Raw genomic sequence first — 19,568 nt, 5'->3', positions numbered from 1 at the left:
AAGGGAGAAAACAGTGAGACGTGCCCTTTTCGCCACTGTGGCCGCCGCCGCGGTGGCCTCCGCGCTCGTGGCCGCGCCGGCCGCGTCCGCAGCGCCCGCGAGCCAGGCGTCGATCGCCTGGGGGGCCTGCACCGATCCCACCCTCGTCGCCGCCGGCGCCGAATGCGGGTACCTGGGGGTCCCGCTCGACTACTCGAAGCCCCGTGGCGAGCAGGTCCAGCTCGCCGTCAGCCGCGTCCAGCACAAGGTCGCCGACGCGCAGTACCAGGGCGTCATGCTGACCAACCCCGGCGGCCCCGGCGGTTCCGGCCTGCTGCTGGCCACCCGCGGGCCGAAGGTGCCCAACCACGCCGGCGACGCCTACGACTGGATCGGCTTCGACCCGCGCGGCGTCGGCGCGAGCAAGCCCGCGCTGTCGTGCGACCCGAACTACATGGACTACGACCGGCCGGAGTACGCGCCGTTCACCCCGCAGCTCGAGCGGACCTGGCTCGACCGGGCCAAGGGCTACGCCGACGCGTGCGCGAAGAACAACTCGAAGGCCCTGCTGGAGAACATGAAGACGACCGACACGGTCAAGGACATGGACTCCATCCGCAAGGCGCTCGGCCAGAAGCAGCTGAACTTCTACGGCTACTCCTACGGCACCTACCTCGGTCAGGTGTACGGCTCGCTGTTCCCGCAGAACGTGCGCCGGATGGTGCTCGACTCGACGGTCGACCCGCGCGGCGTCTGGTACGGCGACAACCTCAACCAGGACGTCGCGTTCGACAAGAACATCCTCATCTGGTTCGGCTGGCTCGCCCAGCACGACGACGTCTACCACCTCGGCAAGACCCAGTCCGCGGTGCAGCGCGTGGTCAACGAGCAGCTGCTCAAAGCGTCGTTCACCCCGGCCGGCGGCGTGATCGGCCCGGACGAGATCCTCGACGTCATCCAGCAGGCGTCGTACTACCAGCTGCGGTGGACGCTCCTGGGCGACGCACTTTCGCGGTTCGTCAACCAGGGTGACTGGCAGAACTGGAAGTCGCTCTTCGAGGCCTTCGGCGGCCGCGGCGACGACAACGGCTACGCGGTGTACCTCGCCGTCCAGTGCTCCGACGTCCAATGGCCGCAGAGCTGGAACCAGTGGAAGATCGACAACTGGAGGACGTCCGTCAAGGCGCCGTACTTCACCTGGCAGAACGCGTGGTTCAACGCGCCGTGCCTGTACTGGCCGGCGAAGGCGGGTAAGCCGACGAAGATCGACGGCGGCGGGGTCAAGAGCGTGCTGATGATCGACGAGACGCTGGACGCGGCGACGCCGTTCCCGGGCAGCCTCGAGGTCCGCAGCCGCTTCCCGGGCGCGTCGCTGATCGCGGAGCCGGGCGGCACGAGCCACGCGATCACCCCGCGCGGCAACGCGTGCGTGGACACCAAGATCGCGGACTACCTGGCGACAGGCGCGCTCCCGGCCCGCAAGCCGGGCCGCACGGCCGACGTCGAGTGCGCGCCGCTGCCCCAGCCGACGCCCCCGGCACCGACGGCGGCGAAGGCTGATCTGAGTGCTACTCAGGGGTTGGTGGCCGGGCGGTTCACCGGCTGACCTGCGGAAACCCTGAGGAACGGGGTGTCGGGCCCAGTGCCCGGCACCCCGTTTTCGTGTCGTCACCGCAAGCGCCCCAATGTGGCCTTCGGTGCGTTCAACGCACCGAAGGGCCCCTTGGGTGCGTTGAACGCAACCAAGGCCACCTTGGGGCGCTCTCCGCCACCGTGGGCTTTGAACTTGCGCGGACTTTGTGTTACAAAGTCCACAGTGACGTTGCGATGCAAAGTCCACGAACGAAAGGAGAGCGCCATGACTGGGGGACCGGCGTTCGCACTCCGCGGCCTCACCAAGCGCTTCGGTCAGGTCACGGCCGTCGACGGCGTGTCCGTAGAGGTCGCGCACGGCCAGATCGTCGCGCTGCTCGGGCCGAACGGCGCGGGGAAGTCGACCACCGTCGACATGCTGCTCGGGCTGACCAAGCCGGACGCGGGGGAGGTCGCCGTCGCCGGTGGCAGCCCGCGCGAGGCCGTCGACCAGGGGCTCGTCGGCGCCATGATGCAGAACGGCGCCCTGCTGCCGGACGCCACCGTCGGCGAGATCGTCGACCTGGTCGTCTCGACGCACGCCAAGCCGCTGCCCGCGGCCGAGGTGATCGCCCGGGCCGGCCTGCAGCACCTCGTGAAGCGCCGCTGCGGCAAGCTCTCCGGCGGGGAACGGCAGCGCGTCCGGTTCGCGCTCGCGCTGGCCGGCGACCCACGGCTGCTGGTGCTCGACGAGCCCACCGCCGCGATGGACGTCGATGGTCGGCGCGCGTTCTGGGCGTCCATCCGGGAGTTCGCCGCCTCCGGCCGGACCGTGCTGTTCGCGACGCACTACCTCGCCGAGGCCGAGGACTACGCCGACCGCGTCGTGCTGATGCGCCACGGCGGCGTCGTCGCCGACGGCGCGGTCGCCGAGGTCCGGGCCGCGGTGTCCGGGCGGGTGCTCAAAGCCGTCGTGCTCGGAGCCGCCGAAGCCGATCTGGCGGAACTGCCGGGCGTCACGACCGTGCAGCTGCGTGCCGGCCGCGCCGAGCTCGCCTGCGCCGACTCCGACGCCGCCATCCGCGCCCTGCTGGCCGCGTACCCGCAGGCGTCCGACATCGAAATCACCGCGCTGGGCCTCGAAGAGGCCTTCCTGGCGCTCACCGCCGACGAGACCGAAGGGGCAGCGGCGTGAACACGACCTACCTGAGCCTGGAGATCAAGCGGATCGTCCGGAGCCCGCAGTTCGCGATCTTCACCATCGGCATGCCGGCGGCGATGTACCTGCTGTTCGGGTCCATCTACGGGGACGCCGTCCTGGACAACGGCCTGCGCTCGAGCACCCAGACGATGATCACCATGGCCGCGTACGGCGCCAGCGGCGGTGCCCTGTTCACCGGCACCCGCGTGGCCCAGGAACGCACCGACGGCTGGCAACGCCAGCTCCGCCTGACGCCGATGCGCGGCCCCGGCTACCTGGCGGTGAAGGTCGCCTCGGCGATGGCGGTCGCCCTGCCGGTCCTCCTGGTCATCTTCCTCGTCGGCTTCCTGCGCGGCGAGCAGCTCGGTATGGCCGACTGGGGCCGGCTGCTGGTCTTCCTGTGGGCGGCGACCCTGCCGTTCGCCGTGCTCGGCCTGGCGATCGGCCTGTTCGGCAAGGGCGACACGGTCGGCGCGGTGACCGGTGCCCTGATGATGCCGCTCGGCATGCTCGGCGGCCTGTGGATCCCGCTCGAGTTCCTGCCCGGCTGGATGACGACGCTGGCGCACTTCGTGCCGACCTACTGGTTGCGCCGGGTCGGCGTCGACCCGCTGACGCACGCGTCCGGGACGTGGGTCGCGGTGCTCGTGCTCGCGGGCTGGCTGGTCGTACCGGCGCTGGTCGTGCTGCGCCGGTTCCGGCTGGACACGGCGCGGCTGTGAATGCGTGTTAACTTCCGTGCAGCGTTGAGGGGTCTGCACGGCAGGAGGGCGGGACAGGTGGACGACGAGCCGATGTCGGCGGAGGAGTCGCTGAACCTGATCGCCCAGCAGAACCGGCGCACGCGCCGTGAACTGGGCGGAGGCCCCGCGCGCATGCTCGCCGCGTGGGCCTTCGCCTGGATCGTGGGCTGGGGCTTCACCTACTTCGCGACGCGGACCGCGAGCGTGCCCGGCTGGGTGGGCGGGGTGGTCGTCGCGGTGCTGTTCGTCGCCGCGATGGTCTACACCGGCTACGTCAGCGCCCGGGCCGGGCGGGGGATCCGCGGCCCGTCCAAGACGGTCGGCGCGATGTACGGCTACAGCTGGGCGCTCGCCTCGATCGGGCTGAGCGTCATCGACATCCGGATCACGCAGTTCGGCACGCTGTCCTCCGACCAGGTGTCGCTGCTGTGGTCGGGCACGTGGCTGCTGCTGACCGGCGTCCTGTACCTCGCCGGCGGCATGCTCTGGCAGGACAAGCTGATGTACGGCCTCGGCGCGTGGATGATCGTCTCCGCCGGGCTGAGCGTGCTGGTCGGGTTCCCGGCGAACTTCCTGGTGCTGGCGATCTGCGGCGGCGGTGGGTTCCTCCTCGCGGCGACCGTGTACTTCGTCCGCGAGAAGTCCCGATGAGCGATCCGTTGCCCCAGCTCGATCCCGTTATCCACGCCCAGGCGCGGCTGCGGGTCACGGTGGCGCTGGCCGGGCTGCGCGCCGCCGACCAGATCACGTTCCCGCGGCTGCAGCAGCTGCTCGACATGACGGCCGGCAACCTCTCGACGCACCTGCGCAAGCTCGAGGACGCCGAGTACGTCGAGATCACCAAGGCCTACGAGCACCGCACGCCGGTCACCCTGGTCCGGCTGACCGCGGCCGGACGCGCGGCGTTCGAGAGCTACACCAAGGCGCTGCACCAGCTGCTGGACGCCACCGGCGGGGACTGACGTGGCCCGCTGGGTGATCCACCTCGACCTGGACGCCTTCTACGCGTCGGCCGAGCAGCTCACCCGCCCGACGCTGGCCGGGCGCCCGGTGCTCGTCGGCGGCACCGGGCCACGCGGCGTCGTCGCGGGCGCGAGTTACGAGTCCCGGGCGTTCGGCATCAAGTCGGCGATGCCGATGGCGCAGGCGCGCCGGCTGCTCCCGGCCAACGGCGTGATCGTGCCGCCGCGGTTCCGCGTGTACGAGCGGCTCAGCCAGGAGGTGTTCGCCGTCGTCACGTCGGTGGCGCCGCTGCTGGAGAAGATCTCCCTCGACGAAGCGTTCGCCGAGCCACCGTCGCTCGTGGATGCGTCCTTCGACGACGTGACGGCGTTCTGCGCGTCGCTGCGTTCCCGGATTCGGGCGGAAACGGGCCTGGTGGCGTCGATCGGCGCGGGCAACGGCAAGCAGATCGCCAAGATCGCCTCGGACGAAGCCAAGCCGGACGGCCTGCTGGTGGTGCCGCAGGGCACCGAACGCGAATTCCTCGCGCCGCTGCCGGTGCGCGCGCTGTGGGGGATCGGCCCTGTCGCCGAAGGGAAGCTTCGGTTCATCGGCGTCCAGACGCTCGGACAGCTGGCGGCACTGTCCGAACAGGACGCGGCGGCCACGCTGGGCGGCGTGATCGGCCGCGACCTGCGCCGGCTCGCCACCGGCTTCGACGACCGCCCGGTCGCCGACCGCGGCGAGACGAAGCAGGTCAGCGCGGAAACGACGTTCGACACGGACATCATCGACCTGGCCACGCTTCGCTCGGAAGTTCGCCGGATCGCCGTCGGGGCGCACAAGCGGCTGGTCAAGGCCGAGCGCGTGGCCCGCACGGTGGTGATCAAGCTCCGGCACACGGACATGCACACGGTGACCCGTTCGGAGACGATCTCCGCCCCGACCGACGATTTGGCGGAGCTGTCGGCGGTGGCGGAACGGCTGCTGCTCGACCCGGCGGAGTTCGGCGGCATCCGGTTGGCCGGGGTCGCGTACAGCGGGCTGTCGGTGCCCCACCAGGACGCGCTGTTCAGTCTCTCCGTGCGGGAAACCCCGGCTGCCACCGTGGTCTCCGCCGCGCCCGCGCCGGTCGCCGCCCCGTCGGAGTGGCGACCGGGCGACGACGTCGTGCACGAGGAATTCGGCACGGGCTGGGTCCAGGGCGCGGGCCACGGCCGGGTGACGATCCGCTTCGAGCACCGCACTTCGGGCCCGGGCGCGGCTCGCACGTTCCCCCAGACGGACCCCGCCCTGACCCGCGGCGACCCCGCCGACTGCCTGAAGTAAAGCGCCCCAATGTGGCCTTGGTTGCGTTCAACGCACCCAAGGGGCCCTTCGGTGCGTTCAACGCACCGAAGGCCACATTGGGGCGCTGGGGACCTACTCGGCCGAGCAGCCTTGGAGCTTGGCGACTTCCTGGCCTGCCAGGAGGAACGCGCCGACGCCGTAAGCCGCGGTGTCGGACGCGTGAGCCGTCGCCGGACGGTCGCCGACCGGCTGGACGTAGCCGACCAGACCGGACGGCTGCAGCGCCTTCGTCGACAGCGCCGTCCACGCCTTGTCGACGACCGGGCGGAACCGCGCCGCGGGGAGGATGCCCGCGGAGATGCCCCAACCGAGGCCGTAGGTGAAGAACGCCGTGCCGCTCGTCTCCGGGCCGCCGTGGTCGAACGGGTTCAGCAGGTCCGAGTTCCAGAACCCGTCACGGCGCTGCACCAGCGCCAACGTCGAAGCCATCTTGTTGAACACCCGCAGGTACTCCGGCCGGCGCGGGTCGTCCGTCGGCAGGACCTGCAGCACCTTCGTCAACGCCGCCAGGGCCCAGCCGTTGCCGCGCGACCAGAACACCCCCGAGCCCGTGAACCGCGCGTCGCGGTACCACAAGCCCGTGAACTCGTTGTACAGCTTGTGTTCCGACGACTTGAACAGCTTGTCCATGGCGTCCAAATAGGACGGATCGTGGTCGATCACGCTCATCCGCGCGAACGACGGCATCGCCATGTTCAGCGCGTCGACGTAGTTCCAGTAGTCGCGGTGCCCCGCCTGCACGGAAGCGACCTCGTCCTGGATCCGCGTGCGGATCGCATCGAGCGAGATCTCCGGGTGGAAGTACGTGTACAGGTCCAGGTACGCCTCGCCGGCGGCCTGGTTGTCGGGGAAGAACGGCCGCTTCGGATCGGACGGCAGCCGGTAGCCGTTCGCCTCCGCCCACGGCAGTGTCTTGTGGTTCGACTGGCCGGTGGTCCGGACCAGCGCGAGGTTGCCGACGTGGAACGTCGCGTTCTGCCAGTCCGGGGCGTCGAGGTTCGTCCCGTTGGTCACCCAGTAGTTGCCCGCGGACACCATCTGGTCGGTGATCGGGCATTCGGCGGGGGCCGCGACGGCCGCCGGGGCGGCGAACAACCCGCCCGCCACCACCGCGGCCGCGAGCACGCCAAAGCCACGAATTCCCGGGAAACGCATGAAAGCGTCCTCCTCAGCACGTCATGGCGGCGGTCGTTCGCAGCGAGTGTTCAGGGTTCCCGGTGGACGTGTCAAGGTGCCGGTGAGCGGTACGGCGCAACGGTTTCCAGCAACCGGCGAGAGGCGGACTCGGCGCCGTCGGCGTTCTTCGCCAGCACGAGCGTCAGCACCCGGGAATGCGCCACGAGCTCCATCGGCTCGCCGTGCGCGGTCAGGGCGGCCACCACCGGCACGTGCAGCTGCGCGATCAACGCGTTCCCGGACGCGCGGATCAGCGCCGCGTGGAACCGGGAATCGGCGTCCCGGAACGCCGCGCGGTCGGAGCGTTCGACCGCGTCCGCCATCAGCTCGTAGGCCGTGGCCATCGCCGAAAGCTCGTCCGGACGCCGGTGCTGCGCGGCCATCCGCGCCGCCTGCGGCTCGATCGTCAGCCGCAGTTCCCGCAGCTCGCGCAGGTGCTCCTGGCCGTCAGGACCGTTGACGCGCCACGCGATGACGTCCGGGTCGATCGCGTCCCACGCGTCGGGCGGCAGCGTCCACGTGCCGACCCGCGGGCGCGCGGTCACCATGCCCTTCGACTCCAGCACGCGCAGCGCCTCGCGGACCACGGTCCGGGACGCGGAGAACCGCCGGCCGAGCTCCTCGGGGACGAGCGGCTGCCCGTCCCCGAGGACTCCTTCGACGATGAGCCTGCCCAGTTCGTCGACGATGCGGGCGTGGAGGTTCCGGGGAGCGCTCATCGCCGGGCGCCCGCGCTACTCGGGCAGGCCGACGCGGCGCTCTCCGCTGCGCAGCTGCTGCAGCACGACCGCGATCACGAGCAGGGCGCCGTGGGCGACGTTCTGCCAGAACGGGTTGATGCCCAGGCCGGACATGCCGTTGTCGAGCACGCCCAGGATGATCACCGCGAGCACGGTCGAAATGATCGACCCGCGCCCGCCCTTGAGCATCGTGCCGCCGAGCGCGGCGCCGGTGACGGCCTGCAGCTCCAGGCCTTCGGACCCGGACACCGGCTGGCCCGAGCCGGTGCGCGCGGTGATCAGGATGCCCGCGACCGCCGCGACCACGCCGGCCAGCGCGTAGACGCCGATGATGTACCGGTTGATGTTGATGCCGGCCAGGCGCGCGGCCGTGTCGTTGCCGCCGATGGCGTAGACGTTGCGGCCGATGTCGGTGTACTTCAGGAGGAAGTGCAGCAGCGCCGCGACGATCAGGAACACCCACACCAGCGACGGCAGGCCCGCGATCGCGCCCTTGGCCAGGAAGATGAACAGGTCGTCGCCGCCGGTGTAGCCCTGCGACTTGCCGTCCGAGATCACCTGCGCGATGCCCTTGTAGGTGGCGAGCATGGCCAGCGTCGCGACCACCGGGTTGACCCGGCCGAAGATGATGATCATGCCGTTGACCAGGCCGCAGAGGATGCCGACGCCGATCGCGGCGAGGATGCCGACCTCGGCGTTGCCGGTCGAGGTGAACACCATCGCCGAGATGACCGAGGCGAGCCCGGCCATCGAGCCGACCGAGATGTCCAGCGCGCCCAGGATGATCACCAGCGTCTGCACCAGGGCCAGCAGCCCCATGATGGTGATCGCGCTGCCGATCAGCAGCAGGTTGTTGGTGCGCAGGAAGTTGTCGTTCAGGATGCTCAGCAGGACGATCAGCGCGATCAGGGTGATGATCAGGCTGGAGTTCTGCACGCCGATGCCGGTGAGCACGCGGCGCGCGGCCGACGGCTGCGGCGGCGCGGCGGGCGCCGACGTTTCCTTGGTGGGGGTACTCATGCGCCGACCTCGCTGACGCTCAGCTCGGCCTGAGCGGCGAGCGCTGTGTTGAATGGTTCGTTCGCAGGCTCACTCATGCGCCGATCTCCTGGGCTTCTTCCACGGCTGGTTCGGTTTCGGGGATGGCGAGGGTCAGCACGGCTTCCTCGGTCGCTTCGTCGCGGCCGAGCTCGCCGGCCAGGTGGCCCGCGCGCATGACGAGGATGCGGTCGGCCAGCGTCAGCACCTCGGGCAGGTCGGAGGAGATGACCAGCAGCGCGATGCCTTCCGCGGCGAGACCGTCGATGATCCGGTAGATCTCGGCCTTCGCGCCGACGTCGACGCCGCGGGTCGGCTCGTCCAGGATCAGCAGCTTCGGCCGCCGCGCGAGCCAGCGGGCGAGCACGGCCTTCTGTTGGTTGCCGCCGGACAGCTTGCGGACTTCCTGCTCCATCGACGGCGTCCGCACGCGAAGCTCGCTGATGTATTCCTCGACGAGCGCGCGTTCCTTCGCGCGCTTAACGACGCGGAAGCGGCGAAGCCGGTCCAGCACCGAGATGGAGATGTTGTCGCGTACGGACCGCTGCATGAGCAACGCGTCCGTCTTGCGCTCTTCGGGCGCGAAGCCGATCCCGGCTTTCACGGCGTCACCCGGGTTGTGCGCGCGCAGCCGCTTGCCGTCGAGTTCGACGGTTCCGGACCGGATCGGCAGGTCGCCGACGATCGCGCGGGCCAGCTCGGAGCGTCCGGCGCCGACCAGCCCGGCCAGGCAGACGACCTCGCCCGCGCGGACCTGCAGGGAGATACCGGTGACGTCGTCGGTCGTGACGTCGTCGAGCTTCAGCACGACGTTCCCGGTTTCTTGCGTGACGCGCCGTTCCAGCGCCGAAAGGTCGCGGCCGATCATCATCCGCACCAGGCCGGGCTCGTCGGTCTCCGCGACCTGCTGGACGCCGACGAGCTTCCCGTCGCGCAGCACGGCGATGCGGTCGGCGAGCTGGAAGATCTCCTTCATCCGGTGCGAGACGTAGACGACCGCGACCCCGCTGTCGCGCAGCCGCCCGATCAGCCGGAACAGCGCTTCGACTTCGTGCTCCGACAGCGACGACGTCGGCTCGTCGAACGCGATCACCTTCGGCGGGGTGGCCGCGGTGAGCACGCGGAGGATCTCGACGATCTGGCGCTGGGCGGCCGACAGTGCGACGCCGAGCGTCGCCGGGTTGAGCACGCCCTCGAAGCCGTACTCGGCGAGCGCGTCCTGCGTCGCCTTCACGAGCGTGCGGCGGTTGAACACGCGCGCCTTGGCGGGGAGCTCGCCGACGAAGACGTTCTCCGCCACCGAAACGTGCGGGATGATCTCGGGTTCCTGGTAGATCACGCGGACCCCGGCGGCCATCGCCGCGCGCGGGGTGTCGAACGCGACCTCGGTGCCGTCGAGCAGCAGCCGGCCGTCGTCGGGGCCCTGGTCGCCGGAGAGGACGCGCAGCAGCGTCGACTTCCCGGCGCCGTTCTCGCCCATCAGCGCGAGCACCTCGCCGGAGCGGAACTCCAGCGAGACGTCGTCGAGGGCGGTGACGCCGGAGAAGCGCTTGCCGATGCCCTCGACGGCGAGCGCGGCAGGAGAGCTGGACATGGTCGCCTTCCGTACAGCGGTCGTGAGTGTTTAGGGCGGTCAGAACCGCCCTAAACACTCACGAGGGGTCGGTCAGGTGCAGTTGACGCCGGCCTGCTTGTAGTTGTCCTTGTTGACGATCGTGGTCTTCGCGATCGTCTCCGCGGGCAGCTCCTTGCCGTTCTTCACCTTGTCGACCAGCACCTGGATCGCCGAGCGGCCGACCTCGGCGCCGGAGATGTAGAGCGCGGACTTGTTGCCGGTGTCCTTGCCGGCCGCCCAGTCCTTGCAGGTGAGGTACGCGCCGAGCCCGACGCCGATGATGTTGTTCGCCTGCACGCCGGAGTTGGCCAGCGCGGTCACGACACCGGTCTCGTTTTCGTCGTTGCAGCCCCAGACGACCCAGTGCTTGACGCCCGGGTTGGAGCCGATCACCGCGCCGGAGCGGTTCTGCGCGTCGACGGGGGAGTTGTCGGTGCCGACGTCGATCACCGGGACGTCCGCGCCCGCCGCTTTGGCGAACGCCGACTTGGCGGCGCCGACGCGGTCGGTGCAGACGCTGAGGTCCTGCTTGTAGGCGCTGATGATCTTGGTGTCGGCGGCGGCCCAGCCGGCGGCCTTGAACAGCTTCCCGGCCTCGGTGCCGACCGAGTCGCCCATCTGGCTGCCGTTGAAGCCGACGAACGGGGCCTTCGCGCCGGTGCCGTCCTTGATGACGTCGTCGGAGGCGATGATCGGGATGCCCGCGCTCTTGGCCTTGTCGATCACCTGCGGGCCGATGGCCTGGTCGGGGACGACGATGGCGACGCCGTTCGCGCCCTGCGCGACCGCGGCGTCCAGCTCGGTGATCGCCTTGTTGGCGTCCTGGCCGAGGTTGACGACCTTGAGCTCGACGCCGAGCTCCTTCGCCTTCTCCTGCGCCCCCTGCGCCTGCTCGACGAAGTACTGCTGGTCACCCTGTTTCTGCAGGTAGTAGAGGGTGATCTTGCCGTTGGCGGGCGCCTGCTGCGATGCCGGGGCTTCCGTCTTGCCGGAGGAGCACGAGGCCATCAGGACACCGGAAATCAAACAACAACCAACAACGCTCCAGGCGTGCAGCCTGTGCGAGTGTGGGGACATCGTTGCTCCCAAGGAGGCCGGGGTTCGAGTGGCGCGTGGGGGCGCCGCTGGGTGACTGGTATTACAAAACACCCGTTCGTGCAGCGTCAAGCCGCAGTTAGCGGAGCGATACCTACTCTGTGTAGTTGCATCGTGGCATATGCCCGCCCCATTTATCGTATTTTTTCGGCGCTGTCCTGCGCGTTGTCCGGTTTTGTCCTGGGCGAATGTTCTGATCGGTGTTGTCGACTGTGGTGGAAGTTTCCGTTGACCAGGTCGCCGCACGTGTCGGGTTCGTCCGGATGGCAGGATGACCGGACCACAGCAGCAGGGGGACCGATGACGAAGCTCCGCGTCGCCGCGATCGCCGGGGTAGCCGTCCTGGCGGCCGCGTGCAGCAGCCCGCCGCAGTCCGGCCCGGCGCCGACGCCGTTCCCGGAGACGCCTTCTTCGGCGCAGGCGGCACCGGACGGCTCGTTCAGCGTCGTCGCGACCGGCGACGTCCTGATCCACCCGGCGCTGACCGAGCAGGCCGAGGCCGACGGCGGCGGGAAGATCGACTACCGGCCGTTGCTCGCCGGGATCAAGCCGCTGATCTCCGGCGCCGACCTCGGGATCTGCCACCTCGAGACGCCGTTGGCGCCGGAAGGCGGCCCGTACAGCGGGTACCCGTCGTTCAGCGCGCCACCGGAGATCGCGGACGCGCTCAAGGACACCGGCTACGACACCTGCTCGACGTCGTCCAACCACACGATCGACCAGGGCGCCGACGGCGTGAAGCGGACCTTGGACAAGCTCGACGCCACCGGGATCAAGCACACCGGCTCGGCGCGCTCGGCCGCGGAAGCGGCGAAACCGCTGGTCCTCGACGTCCACGGTGTGAAGGTCGCGCAGGTGTCGTACGCCTTCGGGTTCAACGGCATCAAGGTGCCGGCCGGGAAGCCGTGGCTGGCCAACCAGATCGACGTCGACGACGTCCTCGCGGCGGCTCGCAAGGCGCGTGAGGCCGGAGCGCAGGTCGTGATCGCGAGCCTGCACTGGGGGGTCGAGTACCAGCACGACCCGACGGCCGAGCAGCGGTCGCAGGCCAAGAAGCTCCTGGCGTCCGACGACATCGACCTGATCGTCGGCCACCACGCGCACGTGGTTCAGCCGTTCGAGAAGATCGGGGACAAGTGGGTGGCCTACGGGCTCGGCAACAGCGTCGCCCGCCACTCCGAGCCGCGCGGCGACACGGAGGAGGGTGCGGCGGCCCGCTTCCGCTTCGTCCGCGACGGCGACCGCTGGAAGGTCGACAAGGCCGAGTACATCCCGACCTACATCAAGCTCGAGGCCCCGATCCGCCTCATCGACTTGTCGACATCAACAGCATCGGCGCAGGTCACCAAGGCCCTGGGCGACACGGACAAGAACATCCTGAGCCTGAAAGCGGACCAGGACGGCCTCACCCGCCCCGGCAAGTAACCGTGATCAGACGGTCGACACGCGTGATTGAGGAGTCGACACGCGTGTTTGAAGGGTCGACACGGCAGCGACCGACCTGCTGTGGCGTGTCGACCCTCCGATCACGTGAGTTGGCGTTCTGATCACGCGAGTTGGCGTTTCCCTCACGGAGTCAGTGGGTGCGGGTGGTGATCAGGCGGGCCAGGGCCGCCAGTTCCGCGGCCGGGCGGGGGACCGGGTTCACCGCCGCCAGCTCCCGCAGTCCCTTCGCCACCAGCGCCGCCGCCTGGGCCTGGCTCCACTGGCGGCCACCGGCCTCGTCGACGAGCGTGGCCGCGAGGGCCAGTTCGATGTCGTCCAGCGGGTCGGTGCCGGAGTACAGCGCCGCCAGCTCCGCTCCGGCCGTCGTGCCGGACGACAGCGCCGTCACGACCGGGAGCGACTTCTTGCGGTTCTGGAGGTCCGAGTACACCGGCTTGCCCGTCTCGGCGGGGTCGCCCCAGATGCCGAGCAGGTCGTCGACGTGCTGGAACGCGAGCCCGATCGACCGGCCGAACTCCCCGAACCGCGGCACCGCCTCCGGCCGGCCGGCGAGCAGTGCGCCCAGCCCGCAGGACGCGCCGATCAGCGCCGCCGTCTTCCCGCCGGCCATCCGGACGCACTCGGCCGGCGTGACGTCGTCGCGCTGCTCGAAGTCGACGTCGGCGGCCTGGCCTTCGAGCAGTTCGAGCACGGCCTGGGACAGCAGCTTCGCGCCGTCGGGCGCCAGCTGTTCGAACGCCACGCTCAGCAGCGCGTCCCCGGCGAGCACCGCGGGCCCGGTGCCGAAGACCGTCCACGCCGTCGGCCGGTGGCGCCGGGTGGTGTCGCCGTCCATGACGTCGTCGTGCAGCAGCGAGAAGTTGTGCACGTACTCGACCGCGACGGCGGCCGGCACGGCGTTCGCGGGGTCGCCGCCCGCGGCTTCCGCGCATAGCAGCACGAGCGCCGGCCGCAACGCCTTCCCGCCGTCCGCGGAGGACGGTTCGCCCTGGGCGTCTTCCCAGCCGAAGTGGTAGCCGGCGATCCGCCGCATCGCGTCGGGCAGCCGCTCGGCCGCCGTGCGCAGCGCCGGGTCGACCAGTCCCTTGCTCCACGCGAGGACGTCGGCGAGGGGGCGGGCGGCGGTCCGGGAGTCCATGGTCGTCATGAGCGGCCGATCTCGACGTGGTCGAGGACGCCGAGTGCGTCCGGGACGAGCACGGCGGCGGAGTGGTAGGCGCTGACGAGGTAGGACGTCACGGCGTGGTCGCTGATGTTCATGAACCGGACGTTGAGGCCGGGCTGGTATTCGTCCGGGAGTTGCTGGGGGCGCAGGCCGATGACGCCGGCGTCGTCTTCGCCGGTGCGCATGGCGAGGATCGACGTGGTGCCGGTGTCGGTGATGGGGATCTTGTCGCAGGGCAGGATCGGGACGCCGCGCCAGGTTTGGACGCGTTTGCCGTCGAGGACCGCCGGGTCGGGGTAGATGTGTGCCCGGGTGCATTCGCGGCCGAACGCGGCGATGGCGCGGGGGTGGGCGAGGAAGAATTTCGTTTTGCGGCGGCGGCAGAGCAGGTCGTCGAGGTCGAGTGGTGTGGGTGGGCCGGTGCGGGTGGTGAGGCGGTGTTTGAGGTCGGCGTTGTGCAGGAGCCCGAAGTCGGTGTTGTTGATCAGTTCGTGTTCTTGTCGTTCTCGCAACGCTTCGACGGTGAGCCGCAGTTGTTGTTCGAGCTGGTTCATGGGGTTGTTGTAGAGGTCGGTGACGCGGTTGTGGACGCGGAGCACGGTTTGGGCGACGGCGAGGTCGTACTCGCGGGGTGAGGGGTCGTAGTCGACGTAGGTGCCGGAGAGGATGGGCTCGCCGTCGTGGCCGGCGGAGAGGTCGATGCTGGCTTCGCCGGCTTTGTTTTGGGGTTTCCGTGGGCGTCCGATGGCTTCGGCGACGTGGTTGCGGAGTGATTCGGATCGGCCGTTGAGCCGGGCGTACGCCGAAGCGGGCAGGACCAGGGCGATGACGTGGGTGGCGGCGCGTGCGGTGAAGCTCCACCGGGCGTCGTCGCGGGTGAGGAGTTCGGCGCCGAAGTGGTCGCCGTCGGTGATGGTGCCGAGGTGGGTTTCGTCGCCGTATTCGCCGCGGCCGTGCTGGGTGACTTTGCCGTGGGCGATGAGGATCAGGGTGTCGAGCGGTTCGCCGGTGGTGGTGATGGTGGCGCCGGGTTCGTATTCGCGTTGTTCGAAGGTGTCGGCGAGTGCGGCGAGGGCTTGTTCGTCGCCGAAGCCGTGCAGGAGTTCGAGTTCGGTGAGTTCGGCGGGGATGACCTGGACGCGGGTGCCGGTGGTGTAGAAGCTGACTTTGCCGTCGCCGATGGTGTAGGTGAGGCGGCGGTTGACGCGGTAGCTGCCTGCGGGTACGTCGACCCAGGGGAGCTGGGAGAGCAGCCAGCGGGTGGTGATGCCGCGCATCTGCGGCAGTGTCTTGGTCGTCGTGGTCAGCGCCCGCGCGGCTGTGACGCCCAGGGACAGCTGCGGTGCCGACGGTTCTTCGGTGACGGTCAAGGGTTCACGCGCCGATCGGGTTCGGGGGCTGCGGGGAGACCGGGCTTGGGCACGACCCGCGCCGCGGCCGTGCCGAGCCCGGTCGGCCCGAAGGCCGACGGCGGCAGGCCGGGCCCGGGGCGCGGCGGTTCCGCGTCGGGCTTGCGGGGCGGTGTCGCGGGCTCCGGCATTACCCCTCCCGCCCGAGTTCGGCGCTTTCCAGCACGGCGAGTGCATCGGGGACCAGTACGGCGGCGGAGTAGTAGGCCGACACGAGGTAGGAGATGATGGCCTGCTCGGAGACACCCATGAACCGCACGTTCAGCCCCGGCTGGTACTCATCCGGCAGCCCGGTCTGGTGCAACCCGACCACGCCCTGGGCCTGCTCCCCGGTGCGCATCAGCAGGATGGAGCTGGTGCGGGTGTCGGTGACGGGGATCTTGTTGCAGGGCAGGATCGGCACCCCCCGCCAGGCGGGGACGTGGTGCCCGCCGAAGTCGACGGCGTCGGGGTAGACGCCGGCTTTGGTGCATTCGCGGCCGAACGCGGCGATGGTTTTGGGGTGGGCGAGGAAGAACCCGGGGTCCTTCCAGACCAGGGCGAGCAGTTCGTCGAGGTCGTCGGGGGTGGGAGGGCCGGTGCGGGTGGGGATGCGCTGGGCGAAGTCGGCGTTGTGCAGCAGCCCGAAGCCGGTGTTGTTGATCAGTTCGTGTTCCTGGCGTTCCCGCAGTGCCTCGATGGTCAGCCGCAGCTGTTGCTCGATCTGGTTCATCGGCTGGTTGTAGAGGTCCGCGACGCGGGAATGGACCCGCAGGACGGTCTGGGCGACCGACAGTTCGTATTCGCGGGGTTGGGCGTCGTAGTCGACGAAGGTGCCGGGCAGTATCGGTTCGCCGTCGTGGCCGGAGGCGAGGGAGATTTCGGCTTCGCCGTGGTCGTTGCGGGCACTCGAGCCGCCGGCGGTGAATGCTTCCAGGTGGGTTTGGAGGGTTTCCGAGCGTGAGAGGACGTCTTCGAACACGTCCCTGGGTAGTGAGAGGACGGTGCAGGTGGTGACGGCCTTGGCGGTGAATTCCCAGATCCCGTCGACCTGGGTCAACGCGGTTTCGCCGAAGTAGTCGCCGTCGGCGAGGGTGCCGAGGACGGTCTGGTCGCCGTAGGCGCCGGTGCCGACCTTGGTGATTTTGCCGTGGGCGATGAGGAACACCTGGTCGGCCGGGGAGCCGAACTCGACCAGGACGTCTCCGGGCTCGTACTCGTGCTGGGAGAACCGGGAGGCGAGTTCGGTGAGGACGTCTTCGTCGTCGTAGCCGCGCAGGGGTGCGAGTTCGCCGAGTTCGGGTGGGATGACGCGGACTTCGGCGCCGGTGGTGGTGAAGGTGACCCGGCCGTCGCCGACCGAGTAGGACAGGCGGCGGTTGACGCGGTAGGCGCCGCCGGAGACCTCGACCCAGGGCAGCAGCTTGAGTAGCCAGCGGGAGGAGATGCCCTGCATCTGCGGGACCGACTTGGTCGTCGTGGCCAGGGTGCGGGCCGCGGCCCGCCCGAGGCTCAGCGGCGCCTGCTCGGATTCCACCGGGTCGGTGACAGTCACAACGAGAACCACCCAATCATTCGGAAGCCGGGATTGCCCAAGACTGGCAACGAAGAATCAACATAGCAACGGCGCCCGGCCGCACAATGACACGATCGGGTCGGCGGGCTGATCACGTGCTGGGTTCCCGGCCATTCCGGGCACCATCTTCCCGCCGGGTACCCACCGATCATCACCCGGCGTTCGTGGTCGTCACCCGGTCGGGAATATCCCTCCACGTAAGGGGAATCCGTCGTCGCGGTGGGGAGCGGTGCGGGTCACCCCGGCGGCGGGGAACTGCGCCGAACCGGCTATGGTCGCGGCCTGGGTGAGGCCACTCGGATGAATCGAACAATTCCCGGTTGTCCGGCCGTAAATGGGTGACTAACTTGGGCGGTCCGGCGGTGAATCCGCCTGGCGGGAAAGGACGTGGATGAACATCTTCCTGGCCGGCGGTCTCTGGGTGGCCGGCGCGGCCCTCGTCGGGGGCTTGATCGCGTACCTGGTCCGCCGGTTCGGCTGGGACGAGGGGCGGCCCGACAACAACGACGCGGCGGGCCAGGTGTTCACCATCGTCGGCGGGCTGCACGCGGTGCTGGTCGCGTTCGTGCTCATCTCGCTGTTCGACTCGGTCGGCGCCGCGAGCGAGGACGCGCAGACCGAGGCGGACAGTCTCATCGCGGCGACGTGGGCGGCCGACGCGCTGCCGGCCGAGACGAAGGACCGGGTGCACCAGCTCGCCGTCGCCTACGCGCGGACCGTCGAACAGCAGGAGTGGCCGCGGCTGTCCGACGGCGGCGAGATCCCCGCCACGGGCTGGACGCAGCTGGACCAGATGCGCCAGGCCGTCGCGGCCGCCGACGTCGACGGCGACTGGCAGATCGACCGCAAGACCGAGGCGAGCAACCAGCTCTGGTCGGTCTACCAGGCCCGCACGCAGCGGCTGAACAACGCCACCGGCGGCGGGGTCGGGGCGGTCGTCTGGTTCGCGTTGATCCTCGGCAGCCTGATCACCGCGATCCTGCTGCCCAACCTGTTCGGCGGCACGCGGCTGGCCGCGCACGTCATCATCGTCTCCACCCTGGCCGGCACGATCACGTTGCTGCTGTTCGCGATCCACCAGCTGCAGAACCCGTTCAGCGGAGGCGCGAAGATCCCGCCGGAGGCGTTCACCGGCGCGCTGGAAAGGCTGGCTTGACCGGCAGGCGGGCCCGCTGGGCGGCGATGCTCGGCGTGGCCGCGGCGGTCTCGGCCCTGCTGGCGGCGACGGGCTGGCTCGCGTCCGGGCCGTCCCGCCGCCCGGCGGCCCAGGACCCGGACGGCTGCACGATCCTGCAGGCGGAGAACGAACGCGACGGCGCTCCGACGACGTTGCGGCTGCTGTCCCTGCCCGACGGGACGACGAAACGCCTGACCCAGGCGGGCTACTGGATCAACGCGATGGGGTACTCGGCCGCGCAGGACGTCGTGTACGGCGTCGCCGACGGAACGCGCCGCGGCCGGTACGGCCACGGCGCGCACGCGGTGCGCATCGACGCGTCGGGAGCGGTGACGGACCTCGGCATCGTCGGCCGGGCGGGCGCACAGCATCCGTTGTGGAGCCTGGTCACGGGGGCGACGGCGGGGGCGATCGCCGGGAACCGCTGGTACGTGCGGCAGGACAGCGATCTGTACACAGTGGACGTCGACCCGTCGTCGGCGGACTACGTGCGGGTCGTGCACCGGACGCCGCTGCGGCCGGTGTCGCTCGCGGCAGGGGTGGACGACTTCGCGTACGACCCGTCGTCCGGCTTGCTGCTCGGGGTCTCGGCGGCTTCGCGGGGGGACAGTTCGGTGGTGAGCTTGGACCCGTCGACGGGGAAGGTCGCGGTGGTGCCGGGGCTGCGCTTCCCGCGCGGGGGTGCGTACGGGTCCGTGGTGCTCGGACCGGGGGCGATCTACGCGACGGCCAACCGGGACGGCCGCCGGAGTGTGACTTACCGGTTGCCGCGGGACGGTTCGGGCGCCGCGGTCGAGGTGTCGACCGGGCCGGCGCTGGTGAGCGGGGACGCGGCCGGGTGTTTCGTCGAGGCTGCCCCGCCACCACCTCCGCCCCCGCCGCCTCCTCCTCCGACTACCTCGGAGACGCCCACGCCCACGCCCACTCCGACGACTTCGCCGGCGCCTTCCCCTTCCTCGACGACGCCGGCGCCGGAGCCCCCGCCGCCGTCGCAGCCACCACCGGTGGAGCAGCCGGCCGCGGTGGCCCCGGCCCCGGCACCCACCCCGGCCCCGGTGGTCGCGCCCACGCCGACGGTGGTGGAGCCGACACCGGCACCGCCACCGACGAAGCGGCACGTGCAGCCGACGGAGGAGCCGGAGCCGGTGGTCGAGGGCACGGCGGTGAAGACGAAGGAGAAACGCCGCTGGGGACTGACGGCGCTGATCCTGGTGCTGGGCGGCGGAGCGGCAGCGGCCCACGGCCGCCGGCACCGCTGATCCCGGGGTGGGGGGGGGGGGGCTAACGGTGAGCAAACAAAATACGAAAACACCAAAACAACACACACCCAACCACAGCACACACACCACCCCCCCCCCCCCCCCC

The 19,568-nt window shown here is 70.2% G+C and carries 18 protein-coding genes; 9 read left to right on the top strand and 9 right to left on the bottom strand.

Going from position 1 to position 19,568, the window contains the following annotated elements:
• The first annotated feature begins 13 nt into the window (after positions 1-13).
• The 6 genes from AB0N03_RS11290 (at position 14) to AB0N03_RS11265 (ending at position 5,766) form a co-directional block, all read left to right on the top strand.
• On the top strand, positions 14-1,585 hold the full coding sequence (locus AB0N03_RS11290) for an alpha/beta hydrolase (RefSeq protein WP_364368893.1): 1,572 nt from the start codon (positions 14-16) through the stop codon (positions 1,583-1,585).
• Positions 1,586-1,837: 252 nt separating this feature from the next.
• Entirely contained in the window at positions 1,838-2,746 is a 909-nt protein-coding gene (locus AB0N03_RS11285; protein WP_364368891.1) for an ABC transporter ATP-binding protein, read from the top strand.
• On the top strand, positions 2,743-3,474 hold the full coding sequence (locus tag AB0N03_RS11280) for an ABC transporter permease (RefSeq protein WP_364368888.1): 732 nt from the start codon (positions 2,743-2,745) through the stop codon (positions 3,472-3,474). Before AB0N03_RS11285 ends, AB0N03_RS11280 begins: the two co-directional genes overlap by 4 nt.
• Positions 3,475-3,531: 57 nt before the next feature.
• A complete protein-coding gene (locus AB0N03_RS11275; protein ID WP_364368886.1) occupies positions 3,532-4,146 on the top strand; it encodes a hypothetical protein in 615 nt (204 codons plus the stop codon).
• Positions 4,143-4,457: a transcriptional regulator gene (locus AB0N03_RS11270; protein WP_364368883.1), complete on the top strand. Its 315-nt coding sequence runs from the start codon at positions 4,143-4,145 to the stop codon at positions 4,455-4,457. The genes AB0N03_RS11275 and AB0N03_RS11270 overlap by 4 nt, the downstream gene beginning before the upstream one ends.
• Position 4,458: 1 nt before the next feature.
• Positions 4,459-5,766: a DNA polymerase IV gene (locus AB0N03_RS11265; RefSeq protein WP_364368880.1), complete on the top strand. Its 1,308-nt coding sequence runs from the start codon at positions 4,459-4,461 to the stop codon at positions 5,764-5,766.
• 93 nt (positions 5,767-5,859) lie between these two features.
• Here AB0N03_RS11265 and AB0N03_RS11260 read toward each other — a convergent pair whose 3' ends face one another.
• From AB0N03_RS11260 to AB0N03_RS11240, 5 genes are all read right to left on the bottom strand, one after another.
• A complete protein-coding gene (locus AB0N03_RS11260) occupies positions 5,860-6,942 on the bottom strand; it encodes a glycoside hydrolase family 88 protein (RefSeq protein ID WP_364368877.1) in 1,083 nt (360 codons plus the stop codon).
• A 71-nt stretch (positions 6,943-7,013) separates the two neighbouring features.
• Positions 7,014-7,682, bottom strand: a complete 669-nt coding sequence (locus AB0N03_RS11255; protein WP_364368874.1) for an FCD domain-containing protein — start codon at positions 7,680-7,682, stop codon at positions 7,014-7,016.
• Positions 7,683-7,697: 15 nt separating this feature from the next.
• A complete protein-coding gene (locus tag AB0N03_RS11250; protein WP_364368871.1) occupies positions 7,698-8,723 on the bottom strand; it encodes an ABC transporter permease in 1,026 nt (341 codons plus the stop codon).
• A gap of 73 nt (positions 8,724-8,796) precedes the next feature.
• On the bottom strand, positions 8,797-10,335 hold the full coding sequence (locus AB0N03_RS11245; RefSeq protein ID WP_364368868.1) for a sugar ABC transporter ATP-binding protein: 1,539 nt from the start codon (positions 10,333-10,335) through the stop codon (positions 8,797-8,799).
• Positions 10,336-10,407: 72 nt separating this feature from the next.
• Positions 10,408-11,382: a substrate-binding domain-containing protein gene (locus AB0N03_RS11240; RefSeq protein ID WP_364368866.1), complete on the bottom strand. Its 975-nt coding sequence runs from the start codon at positions 11,380-11,382 to the stop codon at positions 10,408-10,410.
• 369 nt (positions 11,383-11,751) lie between these two features.
• Here AB0N03_RS11240 and AB0N03_RS11235 point away from each other — a divergent pair, with 369 nt between their 5' ends.
• Positions 11,752-12,876 (top strand): CapA family protein, encoded by a 1,125-nt coding sequence (locus AB0N03_RS11235; RefSeq protein ID WP_364368863.1) that lies wholly within the window; start codon positions 11,752-11,754, stop codon positions 12,874-12,876.
• A 151-nt stretch (positions 12,877-13,027) separates the two neighbouring features.
• Here the strand turns inward: AB0N03_RS11235 and AB0N03_RS11230 are convergent, their stop codons facing one another.
• From AB0N03_RS11230 to AB0N03_RS11215, 4 genes are read right to left on the bottom strand one after another with little or no spacing between them, the layout of a single operon-like run.
• Positions 13,028-14,044, bottom strand: a complete 1,017-nt coding sequence (locus AB0N03_RS11230) for a family 2 encapsulin nanocompartment cargo protein polyprenyl transferase (RefSeq protein ID WP_364368860.1) — start codon at positions 14,042-14,044, stop codon at positions 13,028-13,030.
• Complete coding sequence (locus AB0N03_RS11225) at positions 14,041-15,432, bottom strand: family 2B encapsulin nanocompartment shell protein (protein ID WP_364368857.1); 1,392 nt, start codon at positions 15,430-15,432, stop codon at positions 14,041-14,043. Before AB0N03_RS11225 ends, AB0N03_RS11230 begins: the two co-directional genes overlap by 4 nt.
• Positions 15,429-15,602, bottom strand: coding sequence for a hypothetical protein (locus tag AB0N03_RS11220; RefSeq protein WP_364368854.1), 174 nt, complete (start codon positions 15,600-15,602; stop codon positions 15,429-15,431). Before AB0N03_RS11220 ends, AB0N03_RS11225 begins: the two co-directional genes overlap by 4 nt.
• Positions 15,602-17,005 carry a family 2B encapsulin nanocompartment shell protein gene (locus AB0N03_RS11215; RefSeq protein ID WP_364368851.1) on the bottom strand — a complete coding sequence of 468 codons (1,404 nt, stop codon included), beginning with the start codon at positions 17,003-17,005 and terminating at the stop codon, positions 15,602-15,604. The genes AB0N03_RS11220 and AB0N03_RS11215 overlap by 1 nt, the downstream gene beginning before the upstream one ends.
• Before the next feature lie 412 nt (positions 17,006-17,417).
• Between AB0N03_RS11215 and AB0N03_RS11210 the strand changes: the two genes are divergently transcribed.
• Positions 17,418-18,182 (top strand): hypothetical protein, encoded by a 765-nt coding sequence (locus AB0N03_RS11210; RefSeq protein ID WP_364368849.1) that lies wholly within the window; start codon positions 17,418-17,420, stop codon positions 18,180-18,182.
• Positions 18,179-19,462, top strand: coding sequence for a hypothetical protein (locus AB0N03_RS11205; protein WP_364368846.1), 1,284 nt, complete (start codon positions 18,179-18,181; stop codon positions 19,460-19,462). Before AB0N03_RS11210 ends, AB0N03_RS11205 begins: the two co-directional genes overlap by 4 nt.
• The last annotated feature ends 106 nt before the right edge of the window (positions 19,463-19,568 follow it).

This window comes from Amycolatopsis sp. NPDC051061 (assembly GCF_040682935.1).
GTDB lineage: Bacteria > Actinomycetota > Actinomycetes > Mycobacteriales > Pseudonocardiaceae > Amycolatopsis.
The sequence above is the reverse complement of the archived record's forward strand: the minus strand, read 5'-3'. Positions and strand labels throughout refer to the sequence as shown.